The 18374-nt window shown below is 39.6% G+C and carries 20 protein-coding genes; 6 read left to right on the top strand and 14 right to left on the bottom strand.

The genetic code is table 11. The features are described from left to right. The 5 genes from hisA (at position 1) to ABXG98_RS13525 (ending at position 3613) form a co-directional block, all read left to right on the top strand. Entirely contained in the window at positions 1-738 is a 738-nt protein-coding gene (gene hisA, locus ABXG98_RS13545) for a 1-(5-phosphoribosyl)-5-[(5-phosphoribosylamino)methylideneamino]imidazole-4-carboxamide isomerase (RefSeq protein WP_353539224.1), read from the top strand. Further along, entirely contained in the window at positions 720-1496 is a 777-nt protein-coding gene (hisF, locus tag ABXG98_RS13540; protein WP_353539223.1) for an imidazole glycerol phosphate synthase subunit HisF, read from the top strand. Before hisA ends, hisF begins: the two co-directional genes overlap by 19 nt. Further along, positions 1490-2110, top strand: a complete 621-nt coding sequence (hisIE, locus tag ABXG98_RS13535) for a bifunctional phosphoribosyl-AMP cyclohydrolase/phosphoribosyl-ATP diphosphatase HisIE (RefSeq protein WP_353539222.1) — start codon at positions 1490-1492, stop codon at positions 2108-2110. The genes hisF and hisIE overlap by 7 nt, the downstream gene beginning before the upstream one ends. Positions 2111-2198: 88 nt before the next feature. Continuing rightward, the gene (locus ABXG98_RS13530) at positions 2199-3077 is read left to right on the top strand and encodes a transporter substrate-binding domain-containing protein (protein WP_353539221.1); all 879 of its coding nucleotides are present in this window, start codon (positions 2199-2201) and stop codon (positions 3075-3077) included. Between the two features lie 59 nt (positions 3078-3136). Further along, the gene (locus ABXG98_RS13525; protein ID WP_353539220.1) at positions 3137-3613 is read left to right on the top strand and encodes a GNAT family N-acetyltransferase; all 477 of its coding nucleotides are present in this window, start codon (positions 3137-3139) and stop codon (positions 3611-3613) included. A 22-nt stretch (positions 3614-3635) separates the two neighbouring features. Here ABXG98_RS13525 and ABXG98_RS13520 read toward each other — a convergent pair whose 3' ends face one another. The 13 genes from ABXG98_RS13520 to ABXG98_RS13460 all read right to left on the bottom strand — a co-directional run bounded on the left by ABXG98_RS13520 (position 3636) and on the right by ABXG98_RS13460 (position 15914). Next, positions 3636-4040: an MAPEG family protein gene (locus tag ABXG98_RS13520; RefSeq protein ID WP_353539219.1), complete on the bottom strand. Its 405-nt coding sequence runs from the start codon at positions 4038-4040 to the stop codon at positions 3636-3638. 118 nt (positions 4041-4158) lie between these two features. Then, entirely contained in the window at positions 4159-4803 is a 645-nt protein-coding gene (adk, locus tag ABXG98_RS13515; protein ID WP_353539218.1) for an adenylate kinase, read from the bottom strand. A gap of 265 nt (positions 4804-5068) precedes the next feature. Beyond that, a complete protein-coding gene (gene htpG, locus ABXG98_RS13510) occupies positions 5069-7030 on the bottom strand; it encodes a molecular chaperone HtpG (RefSeq protein WP_353539217.1) in 1962 nt (653 codons plus the stop codon). Between the two features lie 150 nt (positions 7031-7180). Then, positions 7181-7675: a GNAT family N-acetyltransferase gene (locus ABXG98_RS13505; protein ID WP_353539216.1), complete on the bottom strand. Its 495-nt coding sequence runs from the start codon at positions 7673-7675 to the stop codon at positions 7181-7183. 8 nt (positions 7676-7683) lie between these two features. Then, positions 7684-8286: a recombination mediator RecR gene (gene recR, locus ABXG98_RS13500; protein ID WP_353539215.1), complete on the bottom strand. Its 603-nt coding sequence runs from the start codon at positions 8284-8286 to the stop codon at positions 7684-7686. Between the two features lie 40 nt (positions 8287-8326). Next, positions 8327-9502, bottom strand: coding sequence for an ATP-NAD kinase family protein (locus ABXG98_RS13495; protein ID WP_353539214.1), 1176 nt, complete (start codon positions 9500-9502; stop codon positions 8327-8329). Beyond that, entirely contained in the window at positions 9495-10043 is a 549-nt protein-coding gene (locus ABXG98_RS13490; RefSeq protein ID WP_353539213.1) for an elongation factor P hydroxylase, read from the bottom strand. The genes ABXG98_RS13495 and ABXG98_RS13490 overlap by 8 nt, the downstream gene beginning before the upstream one ends. Before the next feature lie 75 nt (positions 10044-10118). Then, positions 10119-10451 (bottom strand): Na+/H+ antiporter subunit G, encoded by a 333-nt coding sequence (locus ABXG98_RS13485; protein ID WP_353539212.1) that lies wholly within the window; start codon positions 10449-10451, stop codon positions 10119-10121. 10 nt (positions 10452-10461) lie between these two features. Further along, positions 10462-10731 carry a K+/H+ antiporter subunit F gene (locus ABXG98_RS13480; protein WP_353539211.1) on the bottom strand — a complete coding sequence of 90 codons (270 nt, stop codon included), beginning with the start codon at positions 10729-10731 and terminating at the stop codon, positions 10462-10464. Continuing rightward, entirely contained in the window at positions 10725-11261 is a 537-nt protein-coding gene (locus tag ABXG98_RS13475; protein ID WP_353539395.1) for a Na+/H+ antiporter subunit E, read from the bottom strand. Before ABXG98_RS13475 ends, ABXG98_RS13480 begins: the two co-directional genes overlap by 7 nt. Continuing rightward, positions 11261-12778 (bottom strand): monovalent cation/H+ antiporter subunit D, encoded by a 1518-nt coding sequence (locus tag ABXG98_RS13470; RefSeq protein WP_353539210.1) that lies wholly within the window; start codon positions 12776-12778, stop codon positions 11261-11263. Before ABXG98_RS13470 ends, ABXG98_RS13475 begins: the two co-directional genes overlap by 1 nt. Continuing rightward, the gene (locus ABXG98_RS13465) at positions 12775-13122 is read right to left on the bottom strand and encodes a Na+/H+ antiporter subunit C (protein ID WP_353539209.1); all 348 of its coding nucleotides are present in this window, start codon (positions 13120-13122) and stop codon (positions 12775-12777) included. The genes ABXG98_RS13470 and ABXG98_RS13465 overlap by 4 nt, the downstream gene beginning before the upstream one ends. Next, entirely contained in the window at positions 13122-15914 is a 2793-nt protein-coding gene (locus ABXG98_RS13460) for a monovalent cation/H+ antiporter subunit A (RefSeq protein ID WP_353539208.1), read from the bottom strand. Before ABXG98_RS13460 ends, ABXG98_RS13465 begins: the two co-directional genes overlap by 1 nt. Before the next feature lie 300 nt (positions 15915-16214). Between ABXG98_RS13460 and ABXG98_RS13455 the strand changes: the two genes are divergently transcribed. Further along, positions 16215-16685, top strand: a complete 471-nt coding sequence (locus ABXG98_RS13455; RefSeq protein WP_353539207.1) for an Lrp/AsnC family transcriptional regulator — start codon at positions 16215-16217, stop codon at positions 16683-16685. A gap of 267 nt (positions 16686-16952) precedes the next feature. Here ABXG98_RS13455 and ABXG98_RS13450 read toward each other — a convergent pair whose 3' ends face one another. Further along, on the bottom strand, positions 16953-18338 hold the full coding sequence (locus tag ABXG98_RS13450) for a DUF3300 domain-containing protein (protein ID WP_353539206.1): 1386 nt from the start codon (positions 18336-18338) through the stop codon (positions 16953-16955). Positions 18339-18374: the final 36 nt, after the last annotated feature.

Genomic DNA, 18374 nt, shown 5'->3' with positions numbered 1-18374 from the left:
ATGATGATCCCCGCAATTGATTTAATAAACGGTAAAGTTGTTCGTTTATTTCAAGGTGATTACAACCAAAAAACAAACTACCAATATACCGTGCAAGAACGCCAGCAAGCCTATGCTGCTTCAGGCGCTACCGTAATGCATTTTGTTGACCTAGACGGTGCAAAAGATAGCACTAAACGCCAATTAGAAACGCTTAAAACCGTGGTAAACCATGAAACCATGATCACCCAAGTTGGTGGTGGCATACGTTGTGAAGACGATGTTAAACAACTGCTTGATTTAGGTACAACCCGTGTGGTTATTGGCTCATTAGCCATAAAGCAACCAGAGCTAGTGATTGAATGGTTAAAAACCTATGGTGGCGACAAAATCGTTTTAGCCCTTGATATCAAAATTGACCAACAAGGCAATAAAACACTCCCTACTCATGGCTGGATAGAAGACAGTGGCGTCAATCTAGAAGACTTACTTGATGCTTATATTGATGCTGGCATTAAACATATTCTTTGTACCGACATTTCTAAAGACGGCACGCTTTCAGGTTCAAACGTTGATTTGTATATTGAACTTTGTCAAAAATATCCAAGCATTCAATGGCAAGCCTCTGGTGGTATTGGCTCTTTAGATGACATTAAAGCCTTAATTGGCTCAGGTGTTAGCGGCGTTATTTTAGGGCGCTCTTTATTAGAAGGTAAATTCACCCTTGAGGAGGCGATTGCATGCTGGCCCGCAGAATAATTCCGTGTTTAGATGTTCGTGACGGCAAAGTCGTTAAAGGCGTACAGTTTAGAAACCATGAAATTATTGGTGACATTGTACCCTTAGCGCAAAAATATGCAGAAGCTGGTGCAGACGAACTCGTTTTTTATGATATTACCGCCAGTTCAGACGGACGCGTGGTTGATAAAAGCTGGGTTAGTCGAATTGCCCAAGTAATCGATATTCCTTTTTGTGTTGCTGGTGGGATTAAAAGCGAGGCTGATGCCAAAGAGATATTAATGATGGGTGCAGATAAAATTAGCATTAACTCTCCTGCCCTTCGTGATCCAACCTTAATTTCTCGCCTTGCGGATCATTTTGGTCAACAATGTGTCGTCGTTGGCATTGACAGCTTTTATGATAAAGAAACGGGCACTTACCAAGTATATCAATTTACCGGTGATGAAACTCGTACCCAAAAAACCACTTGGACCACATTTGACTGGATTGAAAAAGTCGTCAGCCTAGGCGCAGGCGAAATTGTGTTAAATTGCATGAACCAAGATGGGGTTCGCCAAGGTTATGATATTGAACAATTAAAGCAGGCACGTGCTGTATGCAACGTACCTTTAATTGCTTCAGGTGGTGCTGGTGCAATAGCGCATTTTGCACAGGTTTACCAGCAAGCCGACGTTGATGGCGCTTTAGCAGCCTCGGTGTTTCATAAAGGCATTATTCCAATCAGTGAATTAAAAACCTATTTAAAATCAAATAACATTGAGGTAAGACCATGTTAGTAAACAAAGATAATATCAATGAATTAGCATGGCAGAAAATGGATAACCTGATCCCTGCCATCATTCAGCATGCAGCAACGGGTGCGGTATTAATGCAAGGTTATATGAGCCAAGAGTCATTAAGCGCTACCTTAGCATCAGGCAAAGCCACTTTTTTTAGTCGCTCAAAACAAGCGCTTTGGATAAAAGGTGAAACCTCAGGTAACTTTTTAAACGTTGAGCAAGTACTGAGCGACTGCGACAAAGACAGTTTGTTAATTGCTTGCAGCCCTATTGGTCCAAGTTGCCATTTGGGTACAGAGTCTTGTTTTCCTGAGCAGAAATTAACTCAGCAAAATTTTTTAAGTCAGCTTGAACAAGTGATTGCCAGCCGAAAAGGTGATGATCCTAAAGACAGCTATACTGCACACTTGTTTTCTCGCGGTACCACCAAGATGGCACAGAAAGTGGGTGAAGAAGGCGTTGAAGTAGCACTAGCAGCGGTAGCTGAAACTAAAGATGATTTATTAGGCGAGTGTGCTGATTTATTCTATCACACCCTCGTTTTACTGGCGGATCAAAAAATTGAGTTGTCAGAAGTCATGGCTGTTCTCCAAGATCGTCACAATAAATAACGGCTTATTCTCTGCAGTTTTTTGATAAATAAATGCATCCTTGTTATAACTAACAGAGATGCATTTATTAACGTTGTTTGGCTCTGTTTTGAAAAACTCAATTTCACTTACTTTTTTAGCAATCATGCTTTCATTAACAACGTTCATGATTCGTGGTAATACTTTCGCTTATTCAAACAAAGTGATTATTCCTATTCAAGATGATGTTTACCAAGATTATCAAACCTTTATTGGCAACCGAGATGTATTAGCTGTTAATGAATTCTCAAGTAAATATACCCGCCGTGATGTCATCGATATAATTATTGCCCAACAAGCGTTATATTTGGGCGGCTTTCATGCTGAGTTTCACTTGTTACCTGGTAAAGTGAATTTTAGGAATATTCAATTACTTCAAGCAGGCGAATTGTTGCTTAGTTTTGATACTTATTGGCACACTGATGCCAAGACAATTGCCGACAAACTATACATTTCCGAGCCAGTGATTAGAAATGGTGAGTATTTCGCTGGTATTTATACTAGTCCAACCAACCACAAAGTATTACAACTGAAATCATTTTCTGATTTTAACACATTGACAGCAGTATCAACCCCGAAATGGCGAACCGATTGGCAGACACTGCAAGACTTATCATTAAAAGAATTGCTTCGTGAAGATTCATGGGTTTCAATGGCGCGTATGACAAGCCTTCAATGGGTAGACTTTATGCTAATGCCCTTTACTTCAACAACTGATCAAAGTTATCGCTTAGAAAGCATTCATCTCATACCAGTGCCCAACACGGCAATTTTGTTAAAAGGCTCTCGTCATTTTGCCATTAGTAAAGCGCATCCACAGGGAAAATCTGCCTTTACTGCTATCAATAAAGGTTTGAAAATACTCAGAAGCTCTGGAACAATTGTAAGAGCATACACCGAAGCAGGTTTTTTTATTGACGCCGATAAGTATAGAATTATAAATCAATAAAACGGCCTAAAAATAAACCACATATAGTATTACTCATCGTTAACAAAATAGTAGGACACATGACTCATTGCACCACTTGGACAGCAAAAACTTTTAATGAGCTTACGCTCGATCAACTCTATGATTTATTAAAGCTTCGTATTGATGTCTTTGTTGTTGAGCAAACCTGCTTCTACCCCGATTTAGACGGTGAAAAAGGCCAACTAGACCGACACCAAGATACACTGCATCTTTTGGGCTACCACAATGGCACTCTTGTGGGTTATTTACGTATCTTAGCGTTAGGACAGAGTTACCCTGATCATATCAGCATTGGGCGTGTCGCTATTGCAAAGAAAGCGCGAGGCTCTGGGCTGGGTCATCAATTAATGTCAGAAGCACTTACCTTGTGTTCAAAACACTTTCCAGGACATAATATTAAAATTTCAGCACAAGAGTATTTAATTAACTATTATCAACAACACGGCTTCAAACAAGTGTCCCAAATGTACCTTGAAGATAACATTCCCCACGTAGCTATGATCAAGAATGTTTAAACAAGCGCTGTAATAAAAGATACTACGCTAATAAAAATAGCCGTATATTCTCAACCGCAAGCATGAGCAGTATAAGAAAAGTTGCCACAGTGCCAACAGCACGAGGTGCAGAAGTTCCTATAGATTTACTTAAGCCTAAAGCATGGAAGATACGGCCAACAAATAAGGTAGCCCCTGCAATATGCACCCATAAAGTGTTAGCCCCGCTAAGCTCATAACTGCCTAATAAAAACAGCGCCAGCGGTATATATTCAGAGAAATTGCCATGCACCCTAATGGCTTTAGTGAGCGTGCTCTCACCGCCATCACCAACGCCCACTTTTAGTTTAAAGCGTAATCTTATAATGTTAACTGAAAGCGCGATAAACAATAGCGCAAGTAAACTTGCATACAGCGCGGTAATTGTTAGATTAGTTGTCAAATTCATTTATCACGTTCCTGATTTTAAAGTAAATTATTTTTTCCGTAATGCTAAAACAAAAAACTCGCCGAAGCGAGTTTTTATTAATAATCAGAGCTGTGTTAATTACAGGAACAAAGTTAGGTTATGCCAGTTTTTCGCTTAACAACTCATTCACTTTTTCAACCGCTTGCGTACCATCAACCGTTAGGTATTGGCAGTTACCAGCGCTGGCTTCTGCTTTATAAAAATCAACAAGCGGTTTTGTTTGCTCATGATAAATAGCTAAGCGCTTACGTACGGTTGATTCTTCATCGTCAGGGCGAATAGCTAAATCATCACCAGTAACATCATCCTTACCTTCCACCTTTGGTGGATTATAAACAAGGTGATACACACGACCCGAGCCAGAATGTACACGTCGGCCTGCCATACGCTCAACAATCACTTCATCTGGCACGTCAAACTCAAGCACGTGATCAACTAAAACACCATTGGCTTTCATGGCATCTGCTTGTGGAATAGTACGTGGAAAACCGTCAAGTAAAAAACCAGCTTTACAGTCATCTTCAAGGATACGTTCTTTTACCAAGCCAATAATGAGATCATCTGAGACTAACTGTCCTGCATCCATTACAGCTTTAGCTTGTTTACCTAATTCAGTTCCGGCTTTAATTGCTGCACGCAGCATATCACCCGTTGAAATTTGAGGGATGCCAAATTTAGCCATTAAAAACTGTGCCTGTGTGCCTTTGCCCGCACCAGGAGCGCCAAGAAGTACAATACGCATATAAACTAACCTTTAAGTAATAACGTTTAAAATAAGTAAAAATAATTACAGTAGCATAATAATTTTATGCGATTAACAGCCGTATGTATGGCGATTAATTTCAATATGATCACGCTAGTGTAATAATTCTTTGGTTATTCAATTATTGCGGCAAACACTATACAAGCAAGCCTTTGTGCAAACAAGCATAGCATACAAAAAAGGAGCGATCATTTATAGTGAATTGCTCCTTTTTCCGACTAAAGTCTACGTTTTAACAAGCACTTTACTGAGTTAAACCCAACATTAACTTGTTTAATCGTGCTACAAAGCTAGCAGGGTCTTTCAAGCTACCACGCTCGGCTAACATTGCTTGCTCAAATAATACTTCAACCCATTGTACAAACTTATCATCATCTTGTTCATCAGCAACATGTTTTACTAATGCATGTTCACCATTGATTTCAAAGATAGGTAAGGTTTCAGGCACTTCTTGACCAACCGAAGCCATCAACTTTGCCATTTGACTACTCATATCATTTTCATCGGCTACAATACAAGCGGGTGAATCAGTTAATCGTTGAGAGAGTTTAACTTCTTTAACTTTACCGTTAAGCGCTTCTTTAATGCGAACCACAACAGAATCAAACTCTTTTTCTAACTTCTCTTGTGCTTCTTTAGTTTCAGCATCGTCCATATCGCCTAGATCTAAACCACCACGAGTTACTGATTGTAATGGCTTACCATCAAACTCATTTAAATGACTCACTAACCATTCATCAATACGATCAGACATTAGTAACACTTCAATGCCTTTTTTACGGAACACTTCTAAGTGAGGACTATTTTTTGCTGCTTCAAAACTATCAGCTACTACATAGTAAATTTTGTCCTGCCCTTCTTTCATGCGTTCAATGTATGACGCCAAAGAGACATTTTGAATCGCATTATCATCATTGGTTGAAGCAAAACGTAATAAGCCAGCAATTTGCTCTTTATTCGCCATATCTTCAGCTGGGCCTTCTTTTAGCACTTGGCCAAACTCATCCCAAAAACCTTGATATTTTTCAGCATCTTTTTTACCGAGTTTTTCAAGCATTTTCAACACGCGTTTCGTACAACCTTTACGAATTGCCTGTGTGATTTTGTTGTCTTGTAAAATTTCACGAGATACGTTTAACGGTAAGTCATTTGAGTCAAGTAAACCTTTAACAAAACGAAGATACGTTGGCATAAATTGCTCAGCATCATCCATAATGAATACGCGTTGTACATAAAGCTTCAAGCCATGCTGTTTTTCACGATTATACATATCAAATGGCGCTTTAGATGGTACATATAACAGCGAGGTATACTCTGTTTTACCTTCTACCTTGTTGTGTTCCCATAATAGTGGGTCACCAAAGTCATGTGATACATGCTTGTAGAATTCTTTATATTCTTCTTCTGAAACATCAGCTTTTTCACGCGTCCATAATGCGGTAGCTTTGTTAATTGCTTCCCATTTTGCAGGTACTGCATCACGTGCTTCGACTGCTGGCTTAGTAACATTACCTTCGTCGTCTTTCTCTTCAGCTACCGCCTCAACCGCAGGAACTTCTGGTGTAAGCATTTCAACTGACACAGAGATATGATCAGAGTACTTAGTAACAATAGACTTTAAACGCCAGTCGTCGGCGTACTCTGTTTCATCTTCTTTTAGGTGCAGAATAATATCAGTACCACGATTAGCTTTTTCAATTTGCGCGGTAGTGAAGTCACCTTCTCCAGCGCTGACCCATTCAACACCTTGTGATGCATCATCACCGGCTCGACGTGTACGCACTGTTACTTTATCAGCAACGATAAAGGCAGAATAAAAACCAACACCAAACTGACCAATTAATTGAGAGTCAGCCGCTTGATCGCCAGACAGCTGTGAGAAAAATTCAGCCGTACCTGATTTAGCAATCGTACCTAAATGCTCAATAACTTCCTCAAGGTTCATACCAATACCGTTATCTGAAATAGTCACGGTGTTGTTTTCTTTATCACAGCTCACACGAACTCTTAGCTCGCCATCACCTTCAAATAAATCAGCATTTGATAAGGCTTTAAAACGTAATTTATCTGATGCATCTGCCGCATTAGAAACTAATTCACGTAAGAAAATTTCTTTATTAGAATAAAGGCTGTGGATCATTAATTGTAAAAGTTGTTTAACTTCGGTTTGAAAACCATGAACTTCTGGTTGGCTTGCTTCAGACATCTGAAACCTCTCCTGTCTAATGTGTGAAAATCGTTAAAATTAACGTTAGAAAGGATGTGGGGGTGGCTAAATGTAATTCAAGGGAATAAGAAAGAAAAGTTTTAAGTAGTGAATACGCTAGTAATAAAAAGCTATGAGGTTAATGACTATTTAGCCCAGTATCCCCACAACTTTGCTGCGCCGTTCCAGTAGCACTACATCGCGCCATACATTATGCATTTCCCCAAGTTTTTCTCGTACGCCCACTTGGCGGAAATTATGCTTTTCATGAAGTTTAATACTGCTGATATTTTCAGGAAAAATACTTGCTTGCAGCATCCAAGTGCCATTTTCTTCAGAAGATAAAATAAGTTGTGATAGCAGTTGTTGACCAACTCCCTTACCTTGTGCGCTTGTCGATACATATACACTCACCTCTGCAACACCTGAGTAAACAGCACGGCTAGAGATGGGGGAAAGCGCTGCCCAACCTAAAATATGCTCATTCTCTTGGGCAACGAGACGAGAATGGCTTAACATTGAATTGTGCCACTCTTCCCAGTTTTTTGCCTTTCGTTGAAACGTAGCATGCCCGGTATCTATACCTTGTTGGTATATATTTTTGACCGCGGGGTAATCCCTTACATTAAATGACCGAATAATCACAACTTGCCCTAAAAATAGCTTTTTCGACCTGAAAATGCATGAGACAACGTATTGCCGTCAACATATTCAAGCTCGCCACCAACAGGCACGCCATGGGCAATGCGAGAGATATTAACCTGATATTGTTGCGCTAATTCAGCAATAAAATGTGCAGTAGCTTCCCCCTCAACGGTAGGATTGGTCGCTAAAATCATTTCAACAAACTGCCCTGTTGCTAGCTGTTTCTCTAACACATCTAGACCTAAGTCATCAGGACCAATGCCATCTATGGGCGATAAGTGTCCCATTAATACAAAGTACTTCCCAGAGTATTCACCGCTATTTTCAATAGCAATCACATCACCAGGGCTTTCAACAATACAAATGCTGGTAGCAATTTTTCGCTTGGGGCTTTGGCAAATTTCACATAAATCTTGCTCAGTAAAATTTCGACAACATTGGCAATGACCAATATCATTCATGGCGCTTGTCAAGGTATTAGCCAATTTGCTACCGCCGCGGCGGTTTCGCTCTAATAAATGAAAGGCCATACGCTGGGCTGATTTTGCACCCACACCAGGCAAACATTTCAAAGAGTCGATAAGTTCTTGTACTAAAGGACTAAATTTCATAAATACACTTCAATTGTGGTACTAAAAAGGGGTTAACTTCTTATAAAGGGCTGGATACTGGGTAAAGCACCTGATCTTTATAACCCGTGGAAATCGCCATAAAACCAGATAATAACTGATCTAAAGCGCTATCACCGGTATCACAGATCAGAGGCCGATTATTTAATGCTGTTAACTTTGTTTTAGTGGCAATGATCATAATGTTTTCTTTGCCCCTTGGTTGCCCAATAATATAACGAATAACTCGTGGGCTTAATTGTTGATTGCCACGACCAAAAATATGCCCTTGGCCGCCAATTAAGGTAATAACCAACGTAACTTTTTGCAGTGTTTGCTTTGCCTGCATTAGTTGTTGCCATAATTCTGCTTCGGTTAGATCATTTGCTATTAATGCTTCATTTTGCACTAAATCAACGCCAAGTAAGGTGTTATCTAGCCCCAGTTCACTCATTAAAAAATCTGTGGTTGAGCCTGAACCAATGATAAATAAACCATGTTCATCTTCTGCCATATGCGAAATCACATCTTCGCTAATGTCATGCAATACCAGTTCATCTGACTCTTTACCACCAGATTTAACTGCTTGCACATACCGCAATTCACTCGGTATTTGCATTTCACCAAAACGCTTTGCCTTTACCACCCCTTGGCGAAATAACGCCTCATCAATGTCCATCACGTCACCGTCAGTGAGGGTTACCAGTTGTTTGGTTACCATTAACTCAACTACTCGGCCTGCTGCCGTTGGAGTAATAGCATAGACGCCTGAGTGAATTTTACACCCTGCTGGAATACCCAGTACCGGTATTTGGGGTTGCTCTGACTGTATCGCGTTAGCCGAGACTATTTTGGCAATATTGCGGGCAGTACCATCGCCTCCGGCAAATAAGATAATGTCTACTTGTTCAGCTAATAAAGCGCTAACGGCTTGTTCTGTATCAAAGGCTTGGGTAGCATTAGTGTCAGTTTGATAAACTAACTTAGTGTTAAAACCCAAGTCTTTAGCTGCCTGCTCACCCATTTGATTATTGGCAGTGTAAATCATGATTTCATCTTGATAAGGTAATAATACCTTTAGCGCCGTTTGCGCGCGTGCATTCGCTTTTGGCTTTGCCCCTAGTGCCAGCGCATGTTGCGCCATGTCATCACTACCTTTTAAAGCAACACTGCCACCAATCCCAGCGATTGGATTAATAATAAAACCTAATTTAAACATTTTTTTCTTCATCTTTGTCTGTAAATTGCTCAAGCGTTAATGGCAGTGGTGTTTGATAAAAATGCGCCAAAACTTCAATAAATTGCCACGCTCTCGTAGGAAAGCCTTCTATTATAAAGGTAGCGACTTGTTGTAATACTTTGTTTTTAAAACTGGCTGTATCGGTTTGAAAACCATTTAAATTATCAGCAGAGACATTAAATTTTTTTTGAGCAGCGACATTAAAAGCCCACTCAATTGCTTGTGGGATGACCTCAACTTGTTCAAATTGCTTTTGTTGCGCTTCATTTCTACCATCGGGCTCATACCAATAGCCAAAATCTTCTAATAATCGCCTGGCTTTGCCCGCTTGGCACCAGTGGGATATTTCGTGCAACGCACTAGCGTAATAGCCATGTGCAAAAATAATTTGATGATATTGACAGTCGCTATTGGCTGGTAAATATAAGGGTTCATCATCCCCTTTCACCAACCGTGTATTATAATCGTGGTAAAAAGTGCGTTCAAATAATGTGATCAAATCTTGTGTATAGTGTTGCATGACTTGTTAATGTGTAACAATAATTAGCCCGCATTGTAACCAAAAACACCCTACGTTTCACCGCTTGTTTACATACTAAACATCATCTTCAATGTTGTCTTTACCGCTAGTACGATCTATATGGTCAAGCTTATGGTGTATTGCTGACTTAATCATCATATATCCACTGATGGGTGCGGTAAGTATTAAAAATAATGAAATTAATACTTCTTTTGCACTCCACCCTGCCTGTGTGCTACTAAAAAAAATCATTGAGGCAGTAAGCAATGATGCCATACCTAAGGTGGTTGCTTTAGTTGGTCCGTGAAGACGCATAAAAAAATCTGGCATTTTCACTAAGCCTATTGAGCCAACAAGTACAAAAAAACCACCAATTAATAAGAGTATTGATATTATCCATTCTGTCATAACTTAAGCCCTATTCTATTATATCGCCACGAAGCAAGTACTTACATACTGCTACTGTACTGACAAAACCTAACATTGCAATTAACAATGCCGCCTCAAAATACAACTCAGTACCAAAACTCATGCCGTACAAAATAATCAAAGCAATGGTATTAATATACATGGTGTCTAAGGCAAGGATCCTATCAGGGGTAGAAGGCCCTACTAATAAACGCCATAAATTTAACAATAGTGATATGCCTATCATAGCAAATACAATTAAAATCACCGTTTCTAGCATTGAAATATCTCCTTTAGCGGTGCTTCATATCGTGTTTTAATTAAGTTAATTAACGCTTGCTCATCTTCAAGGTTTAATACATGAATCAGCAGATATTGTGCCGCTGGCTCTTCCCCTGTTTTCAAACTTTCTCGCCAAGGATAAACTTCGGCACTGACTGTACCAGGGGTTAAAGATACCGTACTAGCCAAAATGGTAATTGGCATACTTTGTGTTAAATCTAGTGGTACTTTAACAAAGCCTGGCATTAACTTTTTGTTTGGTCCTAAGATCAATACCGCAACTTGAATATTGGCGGTGATGATGTCATACAACACTAACAGCAAATGACGCAATGCTAATCCGGGCTTGATAACTAAGGGTTGTTTAGTTCTAAACGGGCTAGTCATTAGAGGAATAACTATCGCTAATACTGTAGCTAAGACAAGGTGCCCGGCAGATAAACTATTATTGAGCAATAGCCAGACAATAAATAATAATAGGCTTAAAATCGGTGTTGGTAAAAATTTAAATTTGGCCTCTAAACGCATCATTGACCTCCAGAAAGAATCATATCAATATTATCGTTAAAGTCATGTAATTGGCTAGCCGCTCCTAGCGCATACTCGCTGAGCGGACCTGCAAAAATACTCATTAACGGTGCTGCTACAATGAGTATCAATAACGCAATAATCTGAGGCAGATTAACACCTTGTTGCTCATTATTTGCTAGCACTGTATTTTGATGACGCCAAAATAAAGTAACCCCAGCTTTTGTAACCCCCACTAATACCGCTAAACTTGCAATTAAGTACAACGGCCAAAACACAAAGGCATAGTTGGCATGTAGGGTTTCTTTAAGTAGCCACACCTTAGCGATAAACCCTGACAATGGTGGCATACCTATCACAGTAACAGCGGCTACTAAAAAACAACAGCCAAGTAATCTTGGTTGCATAATGGCATGACCTGCTGTGATCTGATCAGTATACTTACCTCGTTGACGACCAATTAAATCAGCTAATAGAAACAGCGCTGCCGTTACCAATGTGGAATGTATTAAATAATAAATCGCAGCAGCACTTGCTTCAACGGTTTGTATGGCGACTAAGGCTACTAATGTTCCAACAGAGACAATCACTAAGTTAGCAGTGAGTTTTCGTAAACTTTTGCTCGCTAAAACACCTACAGCCCCTACTGCTATTGTTGCTAGCGCAAACCACCACAGCCAACTTTGTGCCATATGACTTAATTCGCCAGCTTCATCGCCAAAAATTAGGGTATAAACACGCATCATTGAATACACACCAACTTTAGTCATAATGGCGAATAATGCGGCAACCACTGGCATTGCGGTAGCATATGTATTAGGTAACCATAAATGCAGCGGTAACAATGCCCCCTTAAGAGCAAAAACAACCAATAGTAATAATCCGCCTATTTTAGCAAGGTAAACATCATCTCCTTGCAACTGTGATACTTGTTGCGCCATATCAGCCATATTCAGTGTACCTAAAACACCGTATAACACACCGAGTGCAATTAAAAATATCGCAGAGCCAACTAAGTTCATAATTACATATTGCAATGCAGCACGGGTATTTTTTTTATCGCCGCCATGCATAAGTAGCGAATAAGAAGCAATCAGTAGCACTTCAAAAAACACAAACAAGTTAAAGGCATCACCGGTTAAAAATGCACCATTAACACCAAGTATCAAAAAATGTGTTAACGGATGAAAAAAACTGCCTTTTTCATCGTCCCCTGCACTTGCATATAAGGTACATACAACCCCTAGCAAAGTAGTGAGGCAAACGAGTAAAGTGGATAATGCATCAGCAACTAAGACAATACCAAATGGCGCACTCCAGTCTCCAATAGCATAGACAACCACACCGTCGGTTTGCACTTTCAGTAACAAAGCCAATGATGCAAAAAACACAACAATACTCATAGTTACAGAAGCAATTCTTCTGATCTTTTTATGACTGCCAAAAGGTGGCATTAATAAAGTAACACCGGCCAACATGGGTAATAAAATAGGTAAAAAGCTCAAATGCTGCATCATACGTTTACCTTCTTATCTTGGCTTGTTTTTTCACCATCGACATGATCTGTACCTAAATCTGCTCTACCTCTAATCGCTAAAATAACCACAAAGGCGGTCATTGCAAAACCAATCACTATGGCGGTTAATACAAAAGCTTGTGGCAGTGGATCGGCATAATCCGCACTATAACCAAGCACAGCGGCCTTATTAATACTTAACCGACCAGAAGCAAATAAAAATAAATTTACCGCATAAGAAAACATGGTTAACCCTAAAACAATTGGAAACGTTCTGGCACGTAATATCAAAAACACACCACAAAAAACTAACAACCCCACACAAGCAGCATAAAGTAACTCCATTAGCTATGTACTCCATCTTTAGGCTCATTAGCCGTTAACTTACCCAGACTTGCCAAAATCATTAGCGTCGAACCAACCACTGTTAAGTACACACCTAAATCGAAAACTAGCGCACTGGCTAGCTCAGTTTTACCAATCAAAGGAATATCAAAATAATCAAACCACGTAGTCATAAACGGTCTTGAGAAAAACCAACTACCTAATCCGGTCGAGAGAGCAATAACAATACCTGTGGCTATAATTTTACGATAATTGATAGTGAGGCGTTGGGCAATCCAGTTTGAGCCATGTGCGATATATTGCAAAATAAACGCTACCGCTGTTATTAACCCTGCAATAAAGCCGCCACCAGGTAGGTTGTGACCACGTAAGAAAATATAAAATGATACCATTAATGCCAAAGGTAGTAGCGATTGAGAAATACTCTCTAACAACAAGGGATATCGCTCTTTTGCCCAAGGCCGCCCTTCACTATCACTGCGAGGAATCAACAATGGTAAGTTAAGTAACAGTTTATATATACCCAGCGCAGCAATACCCAATACACAAATTTCACCTAAGGTATCAAAACCACGGAAATCAACCAAAATAACATTAACCACGTTGGTGCCCCCGCCACCCGTTTTGGCATTAGCGATAAAGAAGTCAGAAATAGACTCAAATGGACGGGTAATTAACGCATAACAAATACTACCAACAATAATACCTAACGCCGCAGAGATCCCTAAATCACGTAACACTCGCGTTGAGCTCGACTCCTTTTGTGTATATTGTGGTAAGAAAAATAATGCCAGCATCAATAAAATAATCGTCACTACTTCAACAGTTAATTGTGTTAATGCCAGATCTGGTGCTGAAAACCGAGTAAATGCCACCGACACCATTAAACCAACAACAGAAAGCATCAACAATGAGACAACCCGTGAGCGGTACCAAATAACCGTACTGATTGCACCAAACATTAATAATGCTGCACCTATAGCATTATGCATGTCTACGGGAGTTGCACTGTTTTGCCCTATCAATTGGCTCATTTCAAATAATGGCCAACCAGCAAAAAACAGTACTAATATAAACATTACCACTAGGTAGCGCTGTAATGAGCCATTTTCTATGGTATTTATTTTGTGCTGACACCATTTGGTTATATTATAAACACTGTCATCGAAGAATTGTTTAGCATTTACTGTAGGTAGTGATGCTTGGAATGCAAATAAATGACGGCGCTGTGTATAGAGCAGCAAACCACCTATAACAGCAAAGCCGCTCATTAACAACGGTAAATTAAAACCATGCCATAGTGCCACTTTAAATTCAGGCACATAACCGCCCAGTACAGCTGTTGACGCGGCCTTCAATATGTCATCAACAACAAAGTTAGGAAATATACCTACAACTAAGCAAAGCGCCACCAATATCTCAATCGGTACTCGCATATATCTTGGAGGCTCACTAGGTTGTTTAGGTAAATCAATAGGATCACCATTAAAGAAAACATCATGAACAAATCGGGCTGAATAAGCAACGGCTAACGCCCCTGCTACCGTTGCTAACACGGGAATCAGCCATGACATAGAACCCAACAATTGCTGATGCAAGGTTTCAGCAAAAAACATTTCTTTGGATAAGAAGCCATTAAGTAACGGTACACCCGCCATAGCCGATGCTGCCACCATAGCCAACGTTGCGGTATAAGGCATGAATCGCCACATACCATTAAGCTTACGCATATCCCGTGTTCCAGTTTCATGGTCAATAATACCGGTTGCCATAAACAAAGACGCTTTAAATGTAGCGTGATTGATAATATGAAAAATAGCCGCAACTGCAGCAAGCTTGGTATCTAAGCCAAACAACAAGGTAATTAACCCTAGGTGGCTGATAGTGGAATAGGCTAACAACCCTTTCAGATCATGTTTAAATAAGGCAACGTATGCAGCAAAAAGTAGGGTCGCCAACCCAGTTAAACTCACCAAAATAAACCACAAGTCTGTTCCTGCTAATGCGGGGTAAAAACGGGCTAATAAAAATATGCCTGCTTTTACCATAGTTGCTGAGTGCAAGTAAGCGCTAACAGGTGTTGGAGCAGCCATAGCATGGGGTAACCAAAAATGAAACGGAAATTGTGCTGACTTGGTAAAAGCCCCCAATAGAATTAAGATTAACGATACCTCGTACCACGCATGTGCTTGTATAAGCTCTTTGCTGACTAAAATCACATCTAAATTATAACTGCCTACCATATCGCCCAATAATAGTAAGCCACCCAATAACGCTAAACCGCCACCACCTGTAATGGTTAATGCCATAGTAGCGCCCTTACGCGCTTCAGGTTTATGCCACCAGTAACTGATTAACAAAAAAGAGCTAATGCTCGTTAGCTCCCAAAAGAACCAAAGCTGAATGACATTATTTGACATCACAATACCAAGCATTGCGGTCATAAATAGCATTAAATAAGCATACAGCTTGGGAAGAGAGTCGTTACTGCTGAGATAATATCGTGCGTAAAAAATAACTAAGATACCAATCCCTAGTATCATGAATACAAACAATATGGATAAGCCATCTAATCTAAAAGCAAGATCAATACCCAATAAAGGCACCCAAGAAAAGCTTTCACGGAAAATAGCACCAGCAAATACATTTGGTGCTAAAGTGATCGTCAATATTAAAGCAATGACCGGCATCAATAACGACAAAGTGGTTGATTGATTACGGGTTAATTTACCTGTTCTTGATGAAATTATACTGCCAAGTAAGGATAACAAGGGTATCCAAAGCAAAGTCATAGCGTAAGCCTTTTTTTTATTTTTCTAGTTAAAAAGAATGAAATCGATCGCCGATGGATATAGTCATAATATGTCAAAACTCATGCCGCTGGCAAATGATATTGCTATTATCGAACTTTTGATTTGTAACGACTTTATTACGATTTAAGCAAATAAAAATAGTATAAACTTAAAAATAATTCGGATAATTTAGCATTTAATGTCATAAATTCAAATATCATGCCTTTAATACTAGTCGATCTACCCTTGAAGAGTGTATTATTTATTATATTCAAGCAGTAATTAGTTTACAGGTGCCCCATGAAAAAGCTCGACACGATAGATCTTCAGATTTTAACCCTTCTATATAATGATGCAGATATCAACAATAAAGACTTAGCCGCAAAAATAGGAATTGCCCCGTCAACTTGTTTAGAGCGAGTCAAACGGTTAAAGCAAAATGGTGTGATTAAGGGCGCCTTTATTGACGTTAATCTAAATACGATTGGCGGTAATATTGAAGCTATTGCTGCTATTCGCTTGCAGCCATATTCAGAAGAAATCGTCAATAAATTTCGTGATGATTTACTAAAGTACCCTGAAATTTTAAATCTTTATCATATGGGCGGCAGTTACGATTATTATATTCATATGTCAGTTCAAGACAGTGAACATTTAAGACAGTTTGTTTTTAAAAATATCACCTCACGTGATGAAGTGACTACAGTTGAAACATCCCTTGTTTTTGAACACAGCCGCAGCGGTGTCCTGCCTAACTTCCAAGAAGACTAGGGTCTGTTGACCTTTCATGTTTAAATTTTGTTCGAATTAAATGCTTTTTGATCGCGGCGCTAGGAATGTAGCATAGTTATTCTATTTAAATTCCTCGCAACAAAGAGCAAGAAGCATTTAAACGAATCCGTAGGACAGCGTTTATTAGCCATTTCTACTGCGTTATCGCTTATTAGAGTAGAACAACTACACAACATAAGCTCTGCCTTGTATAAAAGGCTAATAAACTGCTGCAAAAATAATCAGCAAAGATCAACAGACCCTTAGTTATTTATGTTGTTTAACAGAGCTATTGCGGTGATTTGATTTTCTATTATTACGGTGCTGCTTATTTCGAGTAACAGTGCTTTTATGCTTGCTCACCACTCTAGCTGTTCTTTGCTTCACCTTATTATTTTTGGCATATAATGTGTGCGCCCCCTTTTTTGCTTGGTTACCACGATATTTACTTACCGCTGATTTTTGCAGTTTTTTCACCTTGTTATCCGATCTGCCTTTATTATGGTGTTTATGTAAACTAGCGCTTTTTTGAGATTTTGGCACCTTAGTTTTTACTACTCGGTTTGACGCAGCACCACGGTGCTTATTTAAATGGCGAACTTGCTTGTCAGCCATCTTTCTTGTTCCTAGAGCTTTTTTAATCGATGTGTGCTTTATCTTCGATGAAATACGGTTTTCATGACGTTTTACCCTGTGTTTTTGGTTGCTATTAAAATGTGCTTGATGCGTTTTTTTATTACTTCGGTGCGCCTTAGAGCGGTGAGTATAATATTTTTGACTCAAATGTTTACTACGGTAAGCAACGCCTTTTCGATGTTTAGGTTGATGTACCCAACGTTTAGCATAACCGCCACTAGCAACTAAGCGACGAGGACGTTGATGATAATAACGACGATACACGCTGTGCGAACGAGGTGTGTTAAGTACAACTACATGACGGTTATGCCAATGAAAAGCACTAAAAAAGTAATCAAATGAAATATGAATCGCTGCATGCCAATAGAAAGGTCTATGGTGATTGACAAAAACACTCCGACGAGGCGTCCAATATACCGGTGGATAAGCCGACCAATGCCAAGCTCCATAAACCATGCGGGTATCATAATATGGCACATATACTATTTCTTTTTCACGCGGCTCAATGATAATACTGTTATCAGCAAAACTAACTTCCATGTTCTCCATTTTATCAAGATTACCAGCATGCTTAGCTTGTTTCCTCAGCGATTGAATACTGTCGAGTAGTCTTTCCTCGTCTTGTAAAAAAGCATCCCCTAGCTGCTTCGTCCAGCTCAAATCTTCACTTAACCGGCTGAGAATACGTGCAAAAGGTACAAGTGCTTTCACACTAGCGTCCCACTCATAATCTTCAACAGATTTAGCTAATTGTGTGGCATTTAAGTCATTGTTTCGTTGCAACCAACGATGCGCTTCTATCACTTCTATGGGATAGGTTGAGGCAATTAAAATATGCGTTAACAAACTGTCAGGATACAAAGCTATGGGAGCTAGCATTTGAGCTAGTTCGGCTTCGGTAAATACCTGCTCTTCTGGGATTTGATCTATAGCAACATCATGGGACTTAGCACTAAAACTTGTCAGAGTACAAAACAGACAGCTGAACACCAAGGTTAATAATATGACTTTTTTCATCGTAACAATCCTTCTGACTAATGTGTAGTCATCAAG

The sequence above is a fragment of the Colwellia sp. KU-HH00111 genome, from assembly GCF_040362745.1.
Lineage (GTDB): Bacteria > Pseudomonadota > Gammaproteobacteria > Enterobacterales > Alteromonadaceae > Colwellia.
This window is presented reverse-complemented; position numbering and strand designations above follow the sequence as displayed.

Bases quoted from the DNA above. Each gene is read 5' to 3' on its own strand.
- adk (WP_353539218.1), bottom strand. From the start codon at position 4,803: ATGCGTATTGTACTTCTTGGCGCTCCTGGTGCGGGCAAAGGCACACAG.
- ABXG98_RS13470 (WP_353539210.1), bottom strand. From the start codon at position 12,778: ATGATGCAGCATTTGAGCTTTTTACCTATTTTATTACCCATGTTGGCC.
- hisA (WP_353539224.1), top strand. From the start codon at position 1: ATGATGATCCCCGCAATTGATTTAATAAACGGTAAAGTTGTTCGTTTA.
- recR (WP_353539215.1), bottom strand. From the start codon at position 8,286: ATGAAATTTAGTCCTTTAGTACAAGAACTTATCGACTCTTTGAAATGT.
- hisIE (WP_353539222.1), top strand. From the start codon at position 1,490: ATGTTAGTAAACAAAGATAATATCAATGAATTAGCATGGCAGAAAATG.
- ABXG98_RS13495 (WP_353539214.1), bottom strand. From the start codon at position 9,502: ATGTTTAAATTAGGTTTTATTATTAATCCAATCGCTGGGATTGGTGGC.
- hisF (WP_353539223.1), top strand. From the start codon at position 720: ATGCTGGCCCGCAGAATAATTCCGTGTTTAGATGTTCGTGACGGCAAA.
- ABXG98_RS13490 (WP_353539213.1), bottom strand. From the start codon at position 10,043: ATGCAACACTATACACAAGATTTGATCACATTATTTGAACGCACTTTT.
- ABXG98_RS13525 (WP_353539220.1), top strand. From the start codon at position 3,137: ATGACTCATTGCACCACTTGGACAGCAAAAACTTTTAATGAGCTTACG.
- ABXG98_RS13520 (WP_353539219.1), bottom strand. From the start codon at position 4,040: ATGAATTTGACAACTAATCTAACAATTACCGCGCTGTATGCAAGTTTA.
- ABXG98_RS13450 (WP_353539206.1), bottom strand. From the start codon at position 18,338: ATGAAAAAAGTCATATTATTAACCTTGGTGTTCAGCTGTCTGTTTTGT.
- ABXG98_RS13455 (WP_353539207.1), top strand. From the start codon at position 16,215: ATGAAAAAGCTCGACACGATAGATCTTCAGATTTTAACCCTTCTATAT.
- ABXG98_RS13480 (WP_353539211.1), bottom strand. From the start codon at position 10,731: ATGCTAGAAACGGTGATTTTAATTGTATTTGCTATGATAGGCATATCA.
- htpG (WP_353539217.1), bottom strand. From the start codon at position 7,030: ATGTCTGAAGCAAGCCAACCAGAAGTTCATGGTTTTCAAACCGAAGTT.
- ABXG98_RS13460 (WP_353539208.1), bottom strand. From the start codon at position 15,914: ATGACTTTGCTTTGGATACCCTTGTTATCCTTACTTGGCAGTATAATT.
- ABXG98_RS13475 (WP_353539395.1), bottom strand. From the start codon at position 11,261: ATGCGTTTAGAGGCCAAATTTAAATTTTTACCAACACCGATTTTAAGC.
- ABXG98_RS13485 (WP_353539212.1), bottom strand. From the start codon at position 10,451: ATGACAGAATGGATAATATCAATACTCTTATTAATTGGTGGTTTTTTT.
- ABXG98_RS13465 (WP_353539209.1), bottom strand. From the start codon at position 13,122: ATGGAGTTACTTTATGCTGCTTGTGTGGGGTTGTTAGTTTTTTGTGGT.